This window comes from Bacillus cereus group sp. N12 (assembly GCF_016483575.1).
In the GTDB taxonomy this organism is placed as follows: Bacteria; Bacillota; Bacilli; order Bacillales; family Bacillaceae_G; genus Bacillus_A; species Bacillus_A toyonensis.
On sequence record NZ_JAEHBO010000073.1, the window covers coordinates 1 to 17,323 of the forward strand.

Genomic DNA, 17,323 nt, shown 5'->3' on the forward strand with positions numbered 1-17,323 from the left:
CTTGTGCACCTTCAAATAATACACGGTGATTGTTATCTAGTGCATCATTTAATACAACAGATGTGTCGCATACATATTGTGCGATTTGTTGTCCATATTCGAAGTACTCTTCAAAGATTTCTTCTACGCTGAAACCTTCTGTATCGTACATTTTTTCAAATAAACGATTTTTCTCTACTAAATTGCGCTCAAGCTTCTCTTTAAATGCTTCACGGTCTAAAAGATCAGCCATACGGATACCAATACGAGCAGCTTTATCCATATATGCAGGACCGATACCTTTTTTCGTTGTACCGATTTTGTTATCACCTTTACTAGCCTCTTCTAACTCATCTTGTTTTAAATGATAAGGTAAAATAACGTGTGCACGGTTACTTACACGTAAATTATCAGTACTTACACCACGGTCGTGTAAGTATTTTAACTCTTCAAGTAATGCTTTTGGATCTACTACTAAGCCATTTCCGATTACACAAATTTTCTCTTTATAGAAAATACCAGATGGAATTAAGTGTAACTTATATTTAACTCCGCCGAAAACAATTGTATGTCCCGCGTTATTTCCACCTTGATATCTTGCAACTACTTCCGCATGCTCAGAAAGAAAATCAGTGATTTTACCTTTTCCTTCGTCGCCCCATTGTGTTCCTACAACTACTACTGAAGACATTATTAAAGCACCTCCGCAATTTTCAAACGATCTATTCAAACAATATAATTGTACCAAAACCGAAAAAGAAGTCAACCAAAAAAGCGAACATTTTTTTATTAAAAATCATTTTCGTTCGTAAGAATTATATTTTCACCTTATGAAAGCCTTATCTTTACTCTATAAAAAAAGAAACACATCTTATTATAAGAAATGTGTTTCTTTTTTATACTGCCTTTATGCCCCATCCTCAAAGCGTCGTTCTAAGTTAACGAACTTATTAAATTCTTTAACAAACGCAAGCTCTACTGAACCTACCGGACCATTACGTTGTTTTGCGATGATAATTTCAATCGTATTTTTATTTTCCGTTTCACGGTCATAGTAATCTTCACGATACAAGAATGCTACAATATCAGCATCCTGCTCAATACTCCCCGATTCACGAATATCAGACATCATAGGGCGTTTATCTTGACGAGATTCAACACCACGGGATAACTGTGAAAGGGCAATAACAGGCACTTGTAATTCACGCGCAATCCCTTTTAATGTACGCGAAATCTCAGATACTTCCTGCTGACGGTTCTCGCCCGACTTCCCACTTCCCTGAATAAGCTGTAAATAGTCAATTAAAACCATCCCAAGACCTTGTTCCTGCTTTAATCTACGGCATTTTGCTCGAATCTCATTTACCTTAATCCCTGGTGTATCATCAATATATATACCGGCATTTGAAAGGCTTCCCATCGCCATTGTTAACTTCGCCCAATCATCAGAAGTTAATGACCCAGTACGAAGTCTTTGCGCATCAATATTACCTTCTGCACAAAGCATACGCATAACAAGCTGATCAGAGCCCATCTCCAAACTAAAGATCGCTACATTTTCATCCGTTTTCGTCGCTACGTTTTGTGCGATATTTAATGAAAATGCAGTTTTCCCTACTGACGGACGCGCCGCTACTATGATTAAATCATTTCGTTGGAAACCTGCGGTCATCTTATCTAATTCAGTAAATCCAGTTGGTATTCCTGTAACTTCACCTTTTTGATTATGCAAAAGTTCGATTTTATCGTAAGCATCCACAAGAACGTCTTTAATATTCTGGAATGCTTTAGCGTTCGTTTGATGAGATACTTCTAATATTTTTTTCTCAGCCTCATTTAAAAGGCCGTCCACATCATCTTCTCTCTCATATCCGTCAGACACGATATGAGTCGCCGTTCGAATTAAACGACGTAAAAGCGCCTTTTCAGCGATGATTCGTGCATAATACTCTACGTTAGCAGCAGTTGGAACAATCTCTGCTAACTCTGCTAAGTAAGAAACCCCACCAACTTCTTCTAGTAATCCTTGATCAGCCATCGCTGACGTCATCATTACTAAGTCAATTGGCTCTCCCTTATCAGACAAGCCAAGCATCACTTCAAAGATCTTTTGATGTTTCGTTCGATAAAATGAGTCAGGTACCAATAGTTCTGATGCTGACGTTAACGCATCTTGATCAATCAATATGGCACCTAAGACTGCCTGCTCAGCTTCTATATTATGCGGAGGGGTACGATCAGCCATTACATCACTCATACGCAATCCTCCTTGTTTAATTTATTTTTATTGTTCACTAACATGAACTTTTACTTTTGCTGTTACTTGCGGATGCAATTTTACAGTCACATTTGTATAACCTAATGCACGAATTGCATCATCCATTTCAAATTTACGTTTATCAAGTTTGATTTTATGTGATTTTTGCATTGCGTCTACGATTTGTTTGCTTGTGATAGAACCAAATAAACGGCCACCTTCTCCAGATTTCGCCTTCAGTTCCACAGTTAATTTCTCTAAAGTTTCTTTCAGCTCTTTTGCATTCTCAAGCTCTGCTGCTGCATCTTTTTCTTCTTTACGCTTTTGAGCTTCTAAAGTTTTCATACTGCTGTTTGTCGCTTCAGCAGCTAATCCTTGTTTTAGTAAAAAGTTATTTGCATAACCATCTGGTACGTTTTTTATTTCTCCTTTTTTACCTTTACCTTTTACGTCTTTTAGAAAAATTACTTTCATGATTGTGTGCCTCCCTGTAAATAGTCATCAATAACAAATCGAAGCTTCTCCTCAGCTTCATCTACTGTAACATTTTTCATTTGTGTGGCTGCATTCGTCAAATGCCCGCCACCTCCTAGATTCTCCATAATTAGCTGCACATTCACTTCACCTAAAGACCTGCCGCTAATTCCAATGAAATTCTCCCCACGTTTCGCTATAACAAATGATGCAATAATACCCGTCATCGTTAATAACGTGTCCGCTGATTGTGCAATAAGCACTTGATCGTAATAGTCATCACTATCAACTTTTGCAATAGCAATTCCATTTTTATAAATGTACGCATTTTTAATAGCTTTTGCAACTCGTAAATACTGATTCATATCTTCTTTTAACAATTCTTGTACAAGTACAGTATCTGCACCATGCGAGCGTAAATAAGAAGCTGCATCAAACGTACGAGCACCCGTCCGGAACGTAAAACTTTTCGTATCAACAATAATACCAGCTAACAATGCCGTCGCTTCTAACATTGTCATCTTTAAATTTTTCGGTTGATACTCAAGTAATTCTGTAACAAGTTCTGCCGTCGAAGAAGCATATGGTTCCATGTAAACAAGTAATGGATCTTCAATAAAATCTTCTCCACGACGATGATGGTCAATCACCACTACATTTTCAATTTTACGAACCAGTTTTTCCTCCATCACCATAGAAGGCTTATGTGTATCCACAACAACAAGTAAGGACTCATCATTTGCAAATTCCATCGCTTGATCTGGGGTAATAAAATGAGACCATAGTTCTTCATTTTGTTTCACTTTATCCATCAGACGTTTAATTCCCTTATCGGAATCATTTTCATCTAACACAATATATCCTTTGCGCTCATTTAATTGAGCTACCTTTAAAATACCAATCGCAGCACCAATTGCATCCATATCAGGGGCCCTATGTCCCATTATAATGACATTACTACTTTCTAATACTAAATCCTTCAATGCATGCGAAATAACTCTAGCACGTACACGAGTACGCTTTTCAACTGGATTTGTTTTACCGCCGTAAAATTTAACTTTACCTGTCGCTTGTTTAATAGCTACTTGATCCCCACCACGTCCAAGCGCAAGGTCTAAACCAGATTGAGCCATTGCTCCAAGCTCTGATAAAGGCATATCACCTGATCCGACACCCACACTTAACGTAAGTGGTATATTCCTTTTAGATGTTTCTTCACGCACTTGATCTAAAATGTTAAACTTGCCTTTCTCCATTTGTGCTAAAATACTTTCATTTAGTACAACGAAGAACCTCTCTGAAGATGCACGTTTTAAATAAGCGCCATACTTAACAGCCCATTCATTTAGACGTGACGTCACAAGACTTGTTATATTCGTACGTAATTGATCATCTAATCCTTGTGTAACTTCATCATAGTTATCTAAATAAATAACAGCTAAAACAGTGCGTTGATCTTCATACATCTTTTCAATTTCTGTTTGTTCCGTTACATCAAAGAAATAAATTAGCTTTTCTTCTTTCCTTACAAAAACACGGAACTTTCGATTATTTAAAGAAACTATATCGTCAGAAGTTTCCCCCTTAATAAAAAGGAGTAATGTTTCTGATACATCGTAAAGGTGCCAACCGGCTAATGCATGCTGTCCCAAACATGATGATAAATAAGGATTTGCCCAATCAATCCCATAATCCTTATTGTATAACAAAATACCAATTGGCATTTGGTTAAATGCTTCATTACTCACTTTCTTTACCCTTGTAATCATATCTGTCGTATGTTTTTCAAAATTTCTTTGGAAAGTAAGTTCGAATCGTATAACGACAAAAAGTACAATACAAAAGATAAAAAAGGCTGATATTCCCATAATTAAATGAAAGTAACAGAGGAGTGAAATTAGCACAAATACAAAAAATGCCAATACATAAACAGGATATAAAAACCACTGTTTCTTATAAAATTCAGGCATGTATACAACTCCTATAAAGTAAAACTAACTCACTTTCCAGTTAGTTTTACAGATTAAAATAGTATAAGGAATATTATTTTATCCCCCTATTTTAGAACGCAATGAAATCCCTAAATCAATTATACCTAAGATTGTTACAAGAGGAAACATCATCGGAATAAACATGCATACAATAAAACTAATAATAGGAACACCTTTAGTAAATCCTTTTCTATGCGCTAAAAAGGTGATAAATGTCAGACCTTGCAGTACGAGCAATAGTGCAAATATGACATATAGGTTGGAAAATACCATATATAAATATGATGCTGGTTCTACCTTTATAAAAGTTGCTAACAAAATAAATATAACGTAATACCAGACAATGCTCTTTGGCAATTGTATATCTTTAAATTTAGGCCAAGATATAACGTCATACTTTAACTTCCTCAAGACACTACCCGATAGGAGCACTGTAATCCAAGAAAAACAAACAGAAACCATTACAAGTAAACTCGGGAATAGTGTTTGTAATATCTCATTGAATTGTCCAAATAACTCTTTTTGTTCTTTACTAATTGGCATACCTGCAGCGCTTACCATCTTTTCACTTTGCGCCATACCTTCATTAAACATATTTTGTATTTGCTTCATTAAATCTATGTTAAAAAACTTTATACTTGCAACATAAATGAGCACAAAACCAATTAAATATGCAAGGGTTCCTGCCATCAAGATCTCTATTGGCTTTTTTCTTTTTTTATACATGGATCCTAAAACAATCCCTATCAATCCAAACATTATTGTCTTCACTAGATTCAAGGGCTGGCTCACAATAACGGTAATAAAAAGCGCAGCTGTAAAAATTATAAAAGCATTGGATAACCTATATTTTATCGTAAACAATATAAACGGTAATGGTAATGCGAAAGTTACAACTGTACCTAAAACCGGAACGTATAAAGACACAAGCAATAATATCGCGTATATAGCTAATAACGCTGCGCCTTCAGTAATAAATTTTGTTTGTTTCATGATTTAACCTCTCTTTCAAAAAAGAAAAGCATAGCAAAATGCACAGTAGAGTCCGACTCTACTGTGCATTTCATACGCTATTATTCACCAACATATGGTAAAAGTGCCATTTGACGAGCACGTTTAATTGCAACTGTAAGTTTGCGTTGGTATTTTGCGCTTGTTCCTGTTACACGACGAGGTAAAATTTTACCACGTTCAGAAACGAAACGTTTTAATAAATCAACATCTTTATAGTCAATGCGAGTGATGCCGTTAGATGTGAAGAAACACACCTTACGACGTTTCGCACGTCCACCTTTGCGTCCTGCCATGTCTATTCCCTCCATTCTTTGTTAAAAATAGCCGATTCATACCATTAAAATGGTAAATCGTCGTCCGAAATGTCAATCGGTTGACCAACATTCGAAAATGGATCGTCATTCTTCGTAAATCCAGAGTTTCCAGTGTTACCTGAGTTGCCTGAATTACTAGATTGACCAAATGGGTTAGAGCTTTGGTTACCGAAACCAGCTCCTGATGGTTGCTGATTGAATGAACCACGTTGCTCCCCACCGCCATTACGCGGCTCTAAAAATTGTACGCTCTCCGCAAGAACTTCTGTTACATATACACGTTTACCATCTTGTCCATCGTAATTACGAGTTTGAAGACGTCCGTCTACGCCTGCTAAGCTACCTTTTTTCAAATAATTTGCCACGTTTTCTGCTTGTTTACGCCATATTACACAATTAATAAAGTCAGCTTCACGCTCACCTTGTTGATTCGCAAATGCGCGATTCACAGCTAACGTAAAAGTAGCTACTGCAACACCATTGGGCGTGTAACGTAAGTCAGGGTCCTTAGTTAAACGACCAACGAGGATAACACGATTCATCAATCGAACCACTCTCCCTTATATATCAATTATTTTTCTTCTTCTTTAACAACGATATGACGAAGGATATCTTCGTTGATCTTAGCTAAACGGTCGAATTCGTTAATCGCTTCTGCGTTAGAGTTCACGTTTAAGATCATGTAGAAACCTTCACGTAAGTCGTTGATTTCGTAAGCTAAACGACGCTTACCCCACTCTTTCGTGTTAATGATTTCTGCACCATTGTTTGTTAAAACACCTGCAAAACGTTCAACTAAAGCTTTTTGAGCTTCTTCTTCAACGCCAGGACGAATGATGTACATAATTTCGTACTTTCTCATTACACTTTCACCTCCTTTTGGTCTAAACGGCCCATAATGGGCAAGGAGCAATTAATTTATAGTAATTACTCACGAGTTTAGATTATATCATAGTAAGTTATATGAATCAACTCACCAATACGTAAAAAACTTGGCAAACACATAATATATTTGCCAAGTTCATATCTTTATTTTTCCTAGGAAATATTAAATTAAACGTTAAAACGGAAGTGCATAACATCTCCGTCTTTTACGATATACTCTTTTCCTTCTAAACGTACTTTTCCAGCTTCTTTTGCAGCTGTCATAGAACCGTTTGTCATTAAATCATCATAAGAAACTGTTTCTGCGCGAATAAATCCACGCTCAAAATCTGTATGAATTACGCCCGCACATTGTGGTGCTTTCATACCTTGTTTAAACGTCCATGCACGCACTTCTTGCACACCAGCTGTGAAGTAAGTAGCAAGTCCTAATAAGTCATATGCAGCACGGATTAACTGATCTAAACCAGATTCTTCAATGCCTAGTTCTTCCAGGAATACTTTTTTCTCTTCCTCATCTAACTCAGCGATTTCTGATTCAATTTTTGCACATACAACAATTACTTGTGAATTTTCATTTGCTGCAAATTCTTTTACCATTTGTACGTATTTATTTTCAGAAGGATCCATAATATCATCTTCACTTACGTTTGCTACGTATAGCATTTCTTTCGTTGTAAGTAAATGAAGGCCTTTAACAATCTTCATTTGCTCTTCTGTAAATTCAACAGTACGAGCTGGTTTCCCCTCTTCGAAAGCTTCTTTTAAACGCACTAAAATTTCATGCTCATATACTGCTTCTTTATCTTTTTGTCTTGCTAATTTCGCAACACGCTCGATACGTTTATCAACAGACTCTAAGTCTGCTAAGATTAGCTCTAAGTTGATTGTTTCAATATCATCAATTGGATCTACTTTTCCTGAAACGTGCGTAATATTTTCGTCTTCAAAACAACGAACAACTTGGCAAATTGCATCTACTTGGCGAATGTGAGATAAGAATTTATTTCCTAACCCTTCGCCCTTACTTGCACCTTTTACGATACCTGCAATATCAGTAAACTCAAATACAGTCGGAACAGTCTTTTTCGGTTCTACTAATTCCGTTAATTTATTTAAACGCTCATCTGGTACTTCTACAATTCCTACGTTTGGATCAATTGTACAGAATGGATAGTTCGCAGATTCTGCTCCTGCTTGTGTAATTGCATTAAATAAAGTGGACTTCCCTACGTTAGGTAATCCAACAATCCCAGCCGTTAATCCCATATTTTTCACTCCTATGTCTCAATCTTTCATCATTATAGATAGTAACGAAAAAAATGACAAGTTTCCTCCAAATGAAAAAAGCAACAGCCACCTACTGCAACTGTTACTTTTTCTCTATTCTTCGTGCTTCACAAGTATTTTTTTCACCTTACGATCAAACTCTCTTCGAGGAATCATTACTGAATGGTCACATCCCTCGCACTTAATGCGGATATCCATTCCCATACGAATAATTTTCCAACGATTCTCACCACATGGGTGGGCTTTCTTCATTTCCACAACGTCGTACAAGTTATATTCCTTTTGCTCCACTCTCCAAACCCCTCTCGATACTAAAGTGCTTTTCCACTAACCAGTTCTTCACGATTATATAAAACCATACGTGGATATGGAATTTCAATTCCATGTAAATCTAGACGATTTTTAATCTCTTTACGAAGTGCTCTTGCAATAACTGCATGTTGCATCGGTTCTACTTCAGCAATAACGCGTAATATAACTTCTGATGCAGCTAATGTTTGCACACCTAATAATTGAGGCGTCGTTACCATTTTTTCGTATTGTGCAGGTAACTCTACTAATAAATCCTCAATAACTTGCTCTGCTTTCGCAATGTCAGCCTCATATGAAATAGATACATCAACAAATGCTACACTATTACTAACTGAGTAGTTAGTAACTTGAACAATACTTCCGTTTGGTAAAGTATGAATTTCACCTGTCCAACTCTTTACTTTCGTTGTACGAAGTCCAATTTCTAAAACGACTCCTTCAAATTGACCGATTTTAACATAATCGCCAACTGAAAACTGATCTTCTAGCAAAATAAATAAACCTGTAATAACGTCTTTCACTAAACTTTGAGCACCAAATCCGACTGCTAAACCAATTACCCCGGCACCCGCTAATAAACCTGATGCATTAATATCAAACACACCTAAAATCGCAATTAGCATAATGAACATAACAACGTATGCTACAATATTTTCAAGTAATTTCGCTACCGTAACTGTACGACGTTCTGAAATTTGGATTGGAGAACGGCTCCCCATGCGAAACGCATTTCGTACAACCGCTCTTGCAACTCGCACAACAACTGCACCAATTGTTAAAATAATACATATTTTTAATGTCGCAACTCCAATATGAGCCCAACGATCAGCATCCAATAAATACTGTTTCGTAGAATTAAACCACTTCGTTAATAAATCCATGTATCTCTACCTCTCCAGCCAAAATTTCTTTTTAGTTATTCTTCTTATTGTATCAGAAGTCTCTCTGATTGCTGAAAAAATTTATAACTTTAATTGCATTTGTTAACTTCTATCCAGGTATAAAATGGAACGAATATATATATACTAGTACTATTATTTCCGTTTTCATTTACATTTTGCAAAAAGTACGCACTTATAGTTTTCCATTTTATTCGCCATATAACATATTTTGAAAATTTATTAAAAGGATGGGTGCTTCATGAATATTGGAAGTTTTCGCTTACCTTTTTTCGAAAAAGAAACTCAAAATGTTATGCACCAAGACTTAGAAGCCTCCGAGACAATCAGTAACTTCTTGCTTTCCCATATTCCTATTCAAACTAATATACCACTTATTCTCGTTTGTATCGGAACAGATCGTTCCACCGGTGATGCACTCGGCCCATTAGTTGGCACTAAGCTAGAACAAGTAGAAATCAAAAACTTCCAAGTGTTCGGCACACTAGATGAACCAGTGCATGCACTGAATCTAGAAGAGAAAATTCAAAATATACAGAAAGAAAATCCTACTTCCTTTATAATTGCCGTTGATGCATGTTTAGGAAAGTCTCAAAATATCGGTTCAATTACTACTGGAAAAGGACCTAGTAAACCCGGTGCTGCGATGAATAAGAAATTACCTGCAGTTGGTGATTTGCATATACACGGCATCGTCAATTTAAATGGTTTTATGGAGTTTTTTGTTCTTCAAAATACGAGATTAAGTTTAGTGATGAAAATGGCCGATGTAATCGCACAAAGTATAAAAGAGACGGATCAAAAATTATCTGCATTAAAAAAAGCAAACCATCTATAAATAATAAGATGGTTTGCTTTTTAATTTTTATGTGATAATAATTCTAAAATACGATTTAAATCTTCTTTATTAAAAAATTCAATTTCGATTTTACCTTTTTCTTTTTTCGTCTCTTTAATTTTCACATCTGTGCCAAACTTTTCTCTTAAGAACGTTTCACGTTCTACGAAAAATATATTTCGCTCTTTTTTCACTTGTTTTGTTTCACGTGAAACGTGTTGATTAATCTCTTGGACGATTTTCTCTAATTGACGAACATTTAATCCTTCTTTTTCAATGCGTTTCAATAAGGACTTCAATTGTTCTTCATCTTTGATTGTAAGTAAAGTTCTCCCATGAGCCATTGAAAGTTGACCATTTGCAATCATATCTTGTACGAAAGAAGGGAGGCTTAATAACCGAGTATAGTTTGCAATGTAAGGTCTACTTTTACCAAGACGTTTCGCTAATTGTTCTTGCGTTACATTTAGCTCATTCATTAACATCTGGTATGCCATTGCCTCTTCCATCGGATTTAAATCTTCTCGTTGTAGGTTTTCTAACAAAGCAAATTCCATCATTTGCTGCTCGTTTAATTGCCTTACAACGGCAGGTACCTTTTCAAGTCCAGCCTCTTTGGCAGCACGATATCTTCTTTCACCTGCAACAATTTCATATCCTTTAATACTCTTTCTAGCAATTAACGGTTGTAATATGCCGTGTTCTTTAATAGAAGCCGCTAATTCCTCAATCGCAGCTTTATTAAAGTGCTTACGCGGTTGGTATGGATTCGGCCTTAATTCAGTTACGATAATCTCCTGAATCGTTTCTTCTTCTTTCACATCTAAATCAGGAAAAAACACATTAATCCCTCTTCCTAAACCTTTAGCCACCTGCAATCACTTCCTCTGCTAAATCTATATATACTTCTGCCCCTCTTGATTTAGCGTCATACTGCATAATCGGTTTCCCATGACTTGGTGCCTCACTTAAGCGAACATTACGTGGAATAATGGAACGGTATACTTTATCCCTAAAGTATTTCTTCACTTCATCTATAACTTGAATCCCTAAATTTGTACGGGCATCTAGCATTGTTAACAATACACCTTGAATTGCTAGATCTTTATTTAAATGTTTTTGTACAAGTCGAACTGTATTTAATAGCTGACTTAATCCTTCGAGTGCGTAATATTCACACTGAACAGGAATAATAACAGAATCTGCTGCTGTTAATGCATTAATCGTTAATAACCCTAAAGACGGGGGACAGTCGATAATAATGTAATCATATTCATCACGAACTGGCTGTAATGCCCTTTGCAAACGTACTTCCCGGGAAATAGTCGGTACCAATTCAATTTCAGCACCAGCCAATTGAATTGTAGCGGGTAGAACATCTAAGTTTTCAGTTGCGGTTTTCCGTATAACTCCCTGAACATCTGCATCTTCCACAAGAACATTGTAAATACATTGGTCTAATTCTGACTTTTCAATTCCCACACCAGTCGTTGCATTTCCTTGAGCATCAATATCTACGAGAAGGACTTTCTTACCTACTTGCGCCAATCCAGCCCCTAAATTAACAGATGTTGTTGTTTTTCCAACACCGCCTTTTTGATTAGCAATAGCAATGATTTTTCCCATGATGTCACCTACTTTCAACCTTTCTATCTTATTCTAGTAACAATTACGTTTATTGTAACATGAAATAAAAGTTTTTCTTTTCCGTCCTTATTAAACTTCAAAATTTATTTCTAAACTCCTTCTTCATTAACAAGAAAATATAGCAAAAGAGACCTCTCCAGTAGGATAAGGTCTCTAACACATCATTATTATTTTTTCTTCGGAATTTTAATCGTAATTTGATAGTACTCATCAAATTCTTCTTCCTCAGAATTAACATTTAAACCACTGTCAGCCACCATTTGTAATGATTGCCTAATTGTATTCATAGCAATTCTCGCGTCTCGGCTCACTGCTTTTTGCTTCGCCTTGCGCTTCGGTTTTACTTCTTCTAGTAATTTTGCGATTCGTTCCTCTGTTTGTTTTACATTGAGTTGTTTTTCCACAATTTCTTGTAAAACTTTCAGTTGTAATTCCTCATTTTTTAAAGGAATGAGAGCACGAGCATGACGTTCTGTAATACTTTTTTCTAACAATGCACTTTTTATTTCTTCAGGCAACTTTAACAATCGCAACTTATTTGCGATTGTAGATTGTCCTTTTCCAAGTCGTTGTGCCAATGCTTCTTGCGTTAAATTATGTAACTCAATCAGCTTTTGATATGCCACAGCTTCCTCGATTGCTGTTAATTCCTCACGTTGCAAATTTTCAATTAACGCTACAGAAGCCGTCTCTGTATCATTTAAGTTCTTTATGATCGCAGGGACCTTTTCCCAGCCTAACTTCGTTGCTGCGCGAAAACGTCTTTCTCCAGCAATAATCTCGTACTTATCATCCTCATACTGCCTCACAACAATCGGCTGAATGAGCCCGTGTGTACGAATCGTTAATGCCAACTCGTCGATACGTGCATCGTCAAAAACCGTTCGTGGTTGATAACGATTAGGAGTAATATTTACGATCGGAATTTCTTGTATTTCTTCATATACCTTTTTATCTATTTCTTCATGGCTTTCGTCTTGTAATTCGAATTCGCTCTCTTTATCTCCAAAGCCAAATAAACGAGAAAACGTATTTTTCATACATATTCCACCACCTTTTAGGCCTATTGACTATTCTACATAAAATGTTTCCTATGAAACATTTACGTTTTCATTTATATAATTTAATCTTACGTCTAATAAGATTTATTTTTCAATAGGTAATTTATTGGGTGTTCCCGGTTTGCGTGGATATTTCTTTGGTGTCTTGCGCTTTTTCTCGATTAATAAAATATTACGTTCACTTTCTTCAAACGGTAATTGGAACGTAGACATTTCTTTTAGATCCCCGCCTAGCACCTCTAAAGCATACTTGCCATTTTCAATTTCTTCGTTTGCCGCGGCACCTTTCATAGCAATGAATGTTCCTCCAACTTTTACAAGTGGTAAACATAGCTCGCTTAATACCGAAAGACGCGCAACTGCACGTGCCATTACAATATCGTACGATTCACGTACACCTTCTTTTTTCCCAAATGTTTCAGCACGATCATGACAAAACGCAACGTCACTTAATTCCAACTTTTGTGCTAAATGATTTAAGAAATTAATGCGTTTTTGCAATGAGTCTACAATTGTCACTTTTAAATGCGGGAAACAGATTTTTAAAGGAATACTTGGGAATCCAGCTCCTGCACCAACATCACAAATTGAGAATGGTTTTGAAAAATCATAATAAAAAGCAGCTGTAATCGAATCAAAAAAGTGTTTTAAATATACTTCTTCTTTCTCCGTAATAGCCGTTAAATTCATTTTTTCATTCCACTCTACTAATGTTTCGAAGTAGATTTCGAACTGCTCTAACTGTCTAGAAGAGAGAGTGATCCCCTTCTCTTCTAGCATAGATTGAAATTGTTCTATGTTCATCTAACAATATCTCCTTACTATTTATTGGTTCGATACGCGCGCAATTTTTCCTTGTTCAATATACACAAGTAAAATGGAAATATCCGCTGGATTTACACCAGAAATACGTGAAGCTTGCCCCATTGAAAGTGGACGAACATCTTTCAATTTCTGTCTAGCTTCTGAAGCAAGGCTAGAAATTGCATCATAATCAATATCCACAGGTATTTTTTTATTTTCCATTTTCTTCATACGCTCTACTTGCTGTAAAGATTTTTCAATATATCCTTCGTACTTAATCTGGATTTCAACTTGTTCTGTCACTTCATCACTTAGTTCTACTTCACTTGGTACTAAAAGATGAATATGCTCATATGTCATCTCTGGACGACGTAATAAGTCACTTGCACGTATTCCATCTTTCAATTCACTTCCACCAATGCTACGAATTAATTCTTGAACTTCAGGACGTGGCTTAATAATGATGCTGCTTAAACGTTCCTTTTCCTGTTCAATTTGTAATTTTTTATTTGTAAATCGCTCATAGCGCTCTTCTTTAATTAATCCAATTTCACGACCAACTTCAGTTAAACGAAGATCAGCATTATCATGGCGTAATAATAGACGATATTCTGCACGAGACGTTAATAAACGATATGGTTCATTTGTACCTTTCGTTACAAGATCATCAATTAAGACACCAATATAAGCATCCTCGCGACCTAAAATAACTTCTTTTTCACCTAAAGAACGACATGCTGCATTAATCCCAGCCATAAGCCCTTGTCCTGCCGCCTCTTCGTAACCAGAAGTTCCGTTAATCTGTCCTGCTGTATATAAATTTTTAATTTTTTTCGTTTCAAGTGTTGGCCATAGTTGTGTTGGCACAATCGCATCATATTCAATCGCATAACCTGTACGCATCATTTCAACGTTTTCTAGACCAGGGATTGTTCTAAGCATATCACGCTGCACATCTTCTGGTAAGCTTGTTGATAAACCTTGTACATACACTTCTTGTGTATTACGTCCTTCTGGCTCTAAGAAAATTTGATGACGTGGTTTATCATTAAACCTTACTACTTTGTCTTCAATTGAAGGACAATATCTAGGTCCTGTTCCCTTAATCATACCAGAATACATAGCTGAGCGATGCAGGTTTTCATCTATTAAACGATGTGTTTCCGTACTTGTATACGTCAACCAACATGGAATTTGATCCATAATAAATTTTGTCGTTTCAAAAGAGAAAGCTCGTGGTTTATCATCACCTGGCTGAATTTCTGTTTTGCTGTAATCGATTGTATTACTATTTACACGCGGAGGTGTACCTGTTTTAAATCTAACAAGATCAAATCCAAGTTCCTCTAAATGTTCTGATAAAGTAATAGATGGTTGTTGATTATTCGGACCGCTCGAATATTTTAAATCTCCCATAATAATCTCACCGCGTAAAAACGTTCCAGTCGTAATTACGACTGTTTTCGCTGTATATTCAGCACCAGCTTGCGTAATTACCCCTTTACATTCGCCATCTTCAACAATTAAACGCTCTACCATTCCTTGGAACAACGTTAAATTTGGTGTTTCTTCAATTGTTTTCTTTAATTCATGTTGGTAAGAGAACTTATCTGCTTGTGCTCGAAGTGCGCGTACAGCTGGTCCTTTACCTGTATTTAACATACGCATTTGAATATACGTTTTATCAATATTGCGTCCCATTTCTCCGCCTAATGCATCAATTTCACGAACAACAATCCCTTTTGCTGGTCCACCAACAGAAGGGTTACATGGCATAAACGCTACCATATCTAAATTAATTGTTAACATTAATGTTTTGGAGCCCATTCGTGCTGCCGCAAGACCAGCTTCGCATCCTGCATGACCTGCACCGATTACTATGACATCGTATGAACCGGCATTGTATCCCATTGTTTATTCCTCCTAATAATCTCTATCTTTCTAAAGCATCACTATATTATTTTCCTAAACAAAATTGAGAGAACAACTGGTCAATTAAGCTTTCATGGACGGTATCACCAGTAATTTCACCAAGTATTTCCCACGTTCTTGTTAAATCAATTTGCACCATATCAATTGGAACACCATTTTCTATCGCCTCAATTGCATCTCCAATTGTTTTTCCTGCTTGTGTTAATAATCCAATATGTCTCGCGTTAGAAACATATGTCACATCAGCAGAATCAATTGCTCCTTCAAAGAATAAGTCCGCTATCGCCTTTTCAAGCTCATCTATTCCTTGTTCCTCAATTAACGACGTCGTAATAACACGATTTCCCGCTGCCAATTCTGTAACACGTTCCATATCAATTACTTGCGGTAAATCTGTCTTATTTACAATAACAATGAAATCTTTTCCTTGTACGGCACGGAATAGCTCTTCATCCTCATTCGTTAAAGCTTCGCTATAATTAACGACAACTAACACTAAATCAGCTTGGCTCATCATTTCTTTCGAACGCTCTACACCAATTCGTTCAACAACATCTTCCGTTTCACGAATCCCGGCTGTGTCTATAAGTTTAAGTGGTACACCACGCACATTAACGTACTCTTCAATAACATCACGAGTTGTTCCTGCAATATCAGTTACAATTGCCTTTTTCTCTTGAACGAGACTATTTAATAGCGATGACTTCCCAACGTTAGGTCTACCGATGATTGCAGTAGCAATACCTTCACGTAAAATCTTCCCTTGCTTCGATGTTTCTAATATTTTTGCAATTTCAGCACGAACATGTGTCGCTTTCTCAATTAAAATATTATGTGTCATCTCTTCCACATCATCATATTCTGGGTAATCTATGTTTACCTCAACATGAGCTAGCGTTTCTAATATATCCTGACGCAGGCGGCCAATTAATTTAGATAATCGCCCCTCCATTTGATTAATCGCTACGTTCATTGCACGATCTGTTTTTGCACGGATTAAGTCCATGACAGCTTCTGCTTGTGATAAATCAATACGACCATTTAAAAAAGCACGTTTTGTAAATTCACCAGGCTCTGCTAATCGTACTCCTTGCGCTAAAATAAGCTGCAATACTTTATTTACCGAAACAAGTCCACCGTGGCAGTTAATTTCTACTATATTTTCGCGTGTAAAAGTTCTTGGCGCACGCATAATAGACACCATAACTTCTTCAATAACTTGATTTGTATCTAAATCAACAATATGGCCATAATGAATTGTGTGAGAAGGAACCTCTGTTAAGTCCTTCCCTTTAAAAATACGATTAACTTTTTCAACCGCATCATCCCCACTTACTCGAACAATGGCAATTGCGCCCTCTCCAAGCGCTGTGGAAATCGCAGCAATTGTATCAAATTCCATGTCCTTTCACCTCACTTGCTTATTTATCTCTATTTCAACACGATTATTTTCTTCACTAAATTATTAGAATACCATAACGAACCTATCTACAAAAGAATAATAACTCATTTTATTATGTCCTCATGTAAAAAACACTAAACTTATTCACAGTGGATAAGTTTAGTGTTTTTAGTTATCCACATCTGTTTTCCCCTCAAAAAAACCGGCACTCATTTGAGTAACCG

Annotated in this window: 18 protein-coding genes; 1 reads left to right on the top strand and 17 read right to left on the bottom strand. The window is 36.4% G+C overall.

The features are described from left to right. The 11 genes from JDS92_RS24010 to JDS92_RS24060 form a co-directional block, all read right to left on the bottom strand. On the bottom strand, positions 1-670 hold a 670-nt coding region (locus JDS92_RS24010; protein WP_199632637.1), incomplete at its 3' end, for an adenylosuccinate synthetase. 216 nt (positions 671-886) lie between these two features. Then, positions 887-2,236 carry a replicative DNA helicase gene (gene dnaB / locus JDS92_RS24015; RefSeq protein WP_001286243.1) on the bottom strand — a complete coding sequence of 450 codons (1,350 nt, stop codon included), beginning with the start codon at positions 2,234-2,236 and terminating at the stop codon, positions 887-889. A 27-nt stretch (positions 2,237-2,263) separates the two neighbouring features. Then, complete coding sequence (gene rplI / locus JDS92_RS24020; RefSeq protein WP_000864222.1) at positions 2,264-2,710, bottom strand: 50S ribosomal protein L9; 447 nt, start codon at positions 2,708-2,710, stop codon at positions 2,264-2,266. After that, positions 2,707-4,680: a DHH family phosphoesterase gene (locus JDS92_RS24025; protein ID WP_001113905.1), complete on the bottom strand. Its 1,974-nt coding sequence runs from the start codon at positions 4,678-4,680 to the stop codon at positions 2,707-2,709. Before JDS92_RS24025 ends, rplI begins: the two co-directional genes overlap by 4 nt. Positions 4,681-4,758: 78 nt before the next feature. Further along, entirely contained in the window at positions 4,759-5,694 is a 936-nt protein-coding gene (locus tag JDS92_RS24030) for a YybS family protein (RefSeq protein WP_000814849.1), read from the bottom strand. Positions 5,695-5,774: 80 nt separating this feature from the next. Next, complete coding sequence (gene rpsR / locus JDS92_RS24035) at positions 5,775-6,008, bottom strand: 30S ribosomal protein S18 (protein ID WP_000918874.1); 234 nt, start codon at positions 6,006-6,008, stop codon at positions 5,775-5,777. Positions 6,009-6,052: 44 nt separating this feature from the next. Beyond that, complete coding sequence (ssb, locus tag JDS92_RS24040; protein ID WP_000981965.1) at positions 6,053-6,574, bottom strand: single-stranded DNA-binding protein; 522 nt, start codon at positions 6,572-6,574, stop codon at positions 6,053-6,055. A gap of 26 nt (positions 6,575-6,600) precedes the next feature. Continuing rightward, positions 6,601-6,891 carry a 30S ribosomal protein S6 gene (gene rpsF / locus JDS92_RS24045; protein WP_001233781.1) on the bottom strand — a complete coding sequence of 97 codons (291 nt, stop codon included), beginning with the start codon at positions 6,889-6,891 and terminating at the stop codon, positions 6,601-6,603. A gap of 191 nt (positions 6,892-7,082) precedes the next feature. After that, positions 7,083-8,183 carry a redox-regulated ATPase YchF gene (ychF, locus tag JDS92_RS24050; protein WP_000524664.1) on the bottom strand — a complete coding sequence of 367 codons (1,101 nt, stop codon included), beginning with the start codon at positions 8,181-8,183 and terminating at the stop codon, positions 7,083-7,085. A 114-nt stretch (positions 8,184-8,297) separates the two neighbouring features. Then, the gene (locus JDS92_RS24055; protein WP_000435485.1) at positions 8,298-8,495 is read right to left on the bottom strand and encodes a DUF951 domain-containing protein; all 198 of its coding nucleotides are present in this window, start codon (positions 8,493-8,495) and stop codon (positions 8,298-8,300) included. Positions 8,496-8,515: 20 nt separating this feature from the next. Next, entirely contained in the window at positions 8,516-9,397 is an 882-nt protein-coding gene (locus JDS92_RS24060; protein ID WP_000365116.1) for a mechanosensitive ion channel family protein, read from the bottom strand. A gap of 259 nt (positions 9,398-9,656) precedes the next feature. Here JDS92_RS24060 and yyaC point away from each other — a divergent pair, with 259 nt between their 5' ends. Then, positions 9,657-10,253 (top strand): spore protease YyaC, encoded by a 597-nt coding sequence (yyaC, locus tag JDS92_RS24065; RefSeq protein ID WP_001020736.1) that lies wholly within the window; start codon positions 9,657-9,659, stop codon positions 10,251-10,253. Positions 10,254-10,273: 20 nt separating this feature from the next. Here the strand turns inward: yyaC and spo0J are convergent, their stop codons facing one another. From spo0J to mnmE, 6 genes are all read right to left on the bottom strand, one after another. Next, entirely contained in the window at positions 10,274-11,125 is an 852-nt protein-coding gene (gene spo0J / locus JDS92_RS24070; protein WP_001051819.1) for a stage 0 sporulation protein Spo0J, read from the bottom strand. Beyond that, positions 11,118-11,879: a sporulation initiation inhibitor protein Soj gene (soj, locus tag JDS92_RS24075; protein ID WP_000516116.1), complete on the bottom strand. Its 762-nt coding sequence runs from the start codon at positions 11,877-11,879 to the stop codon at positions 11,118-11,120. The genes spo0J and soj overlap by 8 nt, the downstream gene beginning before the upstream one ends. A gap of 188 nt (positions 11,880-12,067) precedes the next feature. After that, positions 12,068-12,940, bottom strand: coding sequence for a nucleoid occlusion protein (gene noc / locus JDS92_RS24080; RefSeq protein WP_000799018.1), 873 nt, complete (start codon positions 12,938-12,940; stop codon positions 12,068-12,070). Between the two features lie 105 nt (positions 12,941-13,045). After that, positions 13,046-13,765 (bottom strand): 16S rRNA (guanine(527)-N(7))-methyltransferase RsmG, encoded by a 720-nt coding sequence (gene rsmG / locus JDS92_RS24085; protein WP_001019622.1) that lies wholly within the window; start codon positions 13,763-13,765, stop codon positions 13,046-13,048. Between the two features lie 21 nt (positions 13,766-13,786). Next, positions 13,787-15,676 (bottom strand): tRNA uridine-5-carboxymethylaminomethyl(34) synthesis enzyme MnmG, encoded by a 1,890-nt coding sequence (mnmG, locus tag JDS92_RS24090; protein ID WP_085450916.1) that lies wholly within the window; start codon positions 15,674-15,676, stop codon positions 13,787-13,789. A gap of 46 nt (positions 15,677-15,722) precedes the next feature. After that, positions 15,723-17,099 carry a tRNA uridine-5-carboxymethylaminomethyl(34) synthesis GTPase MnmE gene (mnmE, locus tag JDS92_RS24095; RefSeq protein WP_085450915.1) on the bottom strand — a complete coding sequence of 459 codons (1,377 nt, stop codon included), beginning with the start codon at positions 17,097-17,099 and terminating at the stop codon, positions 15,723-15,725. Positions 17,100-17,323 lie beyond the last annotated feature (224 nt).

What these genes read in the sequence shown, in the direction of transcription:
- dnaB (WP_001286243.1), bottom strand. Translation starts at nt 2,236, where the DNA reads ATGAGTGATGTAATGGCTGATCGTACCCCTCCGCATAATATAGAAGCT.
- rplI (WP_000864222.1), bottom strand. Translation starts at nt 2,710, where the DNA reads ATGAAAGTAATTTTTCTAAAAGACGTAAAAGGTAAAGGTAAAAAAGGA.
- JDS92_RS24025 (WP_001113905.1), bottom strand. Translation starts at nt 4,680, where the DNA reads ATGCCTGAATTTTATAAGAAACAGTGGTTTTTATATCCTGTTTATGTA.
- JDS92_RS24030 (WP_000814849.1), bottom strand. Translation starts at nt 5,694, where the DNA reads ATGAAACAAACAAAATTTATTACTGAAGGCGCAGCGTTATTAGCTATA.
- rpsR (WP_000918874.1), bottom strand. Translation starts at nt 6,008, where the DNA reads ATGGCAGGACGCAAAGGTGGACGTGCGAAACGTCGTAAGGTGTGTTTC.
- rpsF (WP_001233781.1), bottom strand. Translation starts at nt 6,891, where the DNA reads ATGAGAAAGTACGAAATTATGTACATCATTCGTCCTGGCGTTGAAGAA.
- ychF (WP_000524664.1), bottom strand. Translation starts at nt 8,183, where the DNA reads ATGGGATTAACGGCTGGGATTGTTGGATTACCTAACGTAGGGAAGTCC.
- JDS92_RS24060 (WP_000365116.1), bottom strand. Translation starts at nt 9,397, where the DNA reads ATGGATTTATTAACGAAGTGGTTTAATTCTACGAAACAGTATTTATTG.
- yyaC (WP_001020736.1), top strand. Translation starts at nt 9,657, where the DNA reads ATGAATATTGGAAGTTTTCGCTTACCTTTTTTCGAAAAAGAAACTCAA.
- soj (WP_000516116.1), bottom strand. Translation starts at nt 11,879, where the DNA reads ATGGGAAAAATCATTGCTATTGCTAATCAAAAAGGCGGTGTTGGAAAA.
- noc (WP_000799018.1), bottom strand. Translation starts at nt 12,940, where the DNA reads ATGAAAAATACGTTTTCTCGTTTATTTGGCTTTGGAGATAAAGAGAGC.
- rsmG (WP_001019622.1), bottom strand. Translation starts at nt 13,765, where the DNA reads ATGAACATAGAACAATTTCAATCTATGCTAGAAGAGAAGGGGATCACT.
- mnmG (WP_085450916.1), bottom strand. Translation starts at nt 15,676, where the DNA reads ATGGGATACAATGCCGGTTCATACGATGTCATAGTAATCGGTGCAGGT.
- mnmE (WP_085450915.1), bottom strand. Translation starts at nt 17,099, where the DNA reads ATGGAATTTGATACAATTGCTGCGATTTCCACAGCGCTTGGAGAGGGC.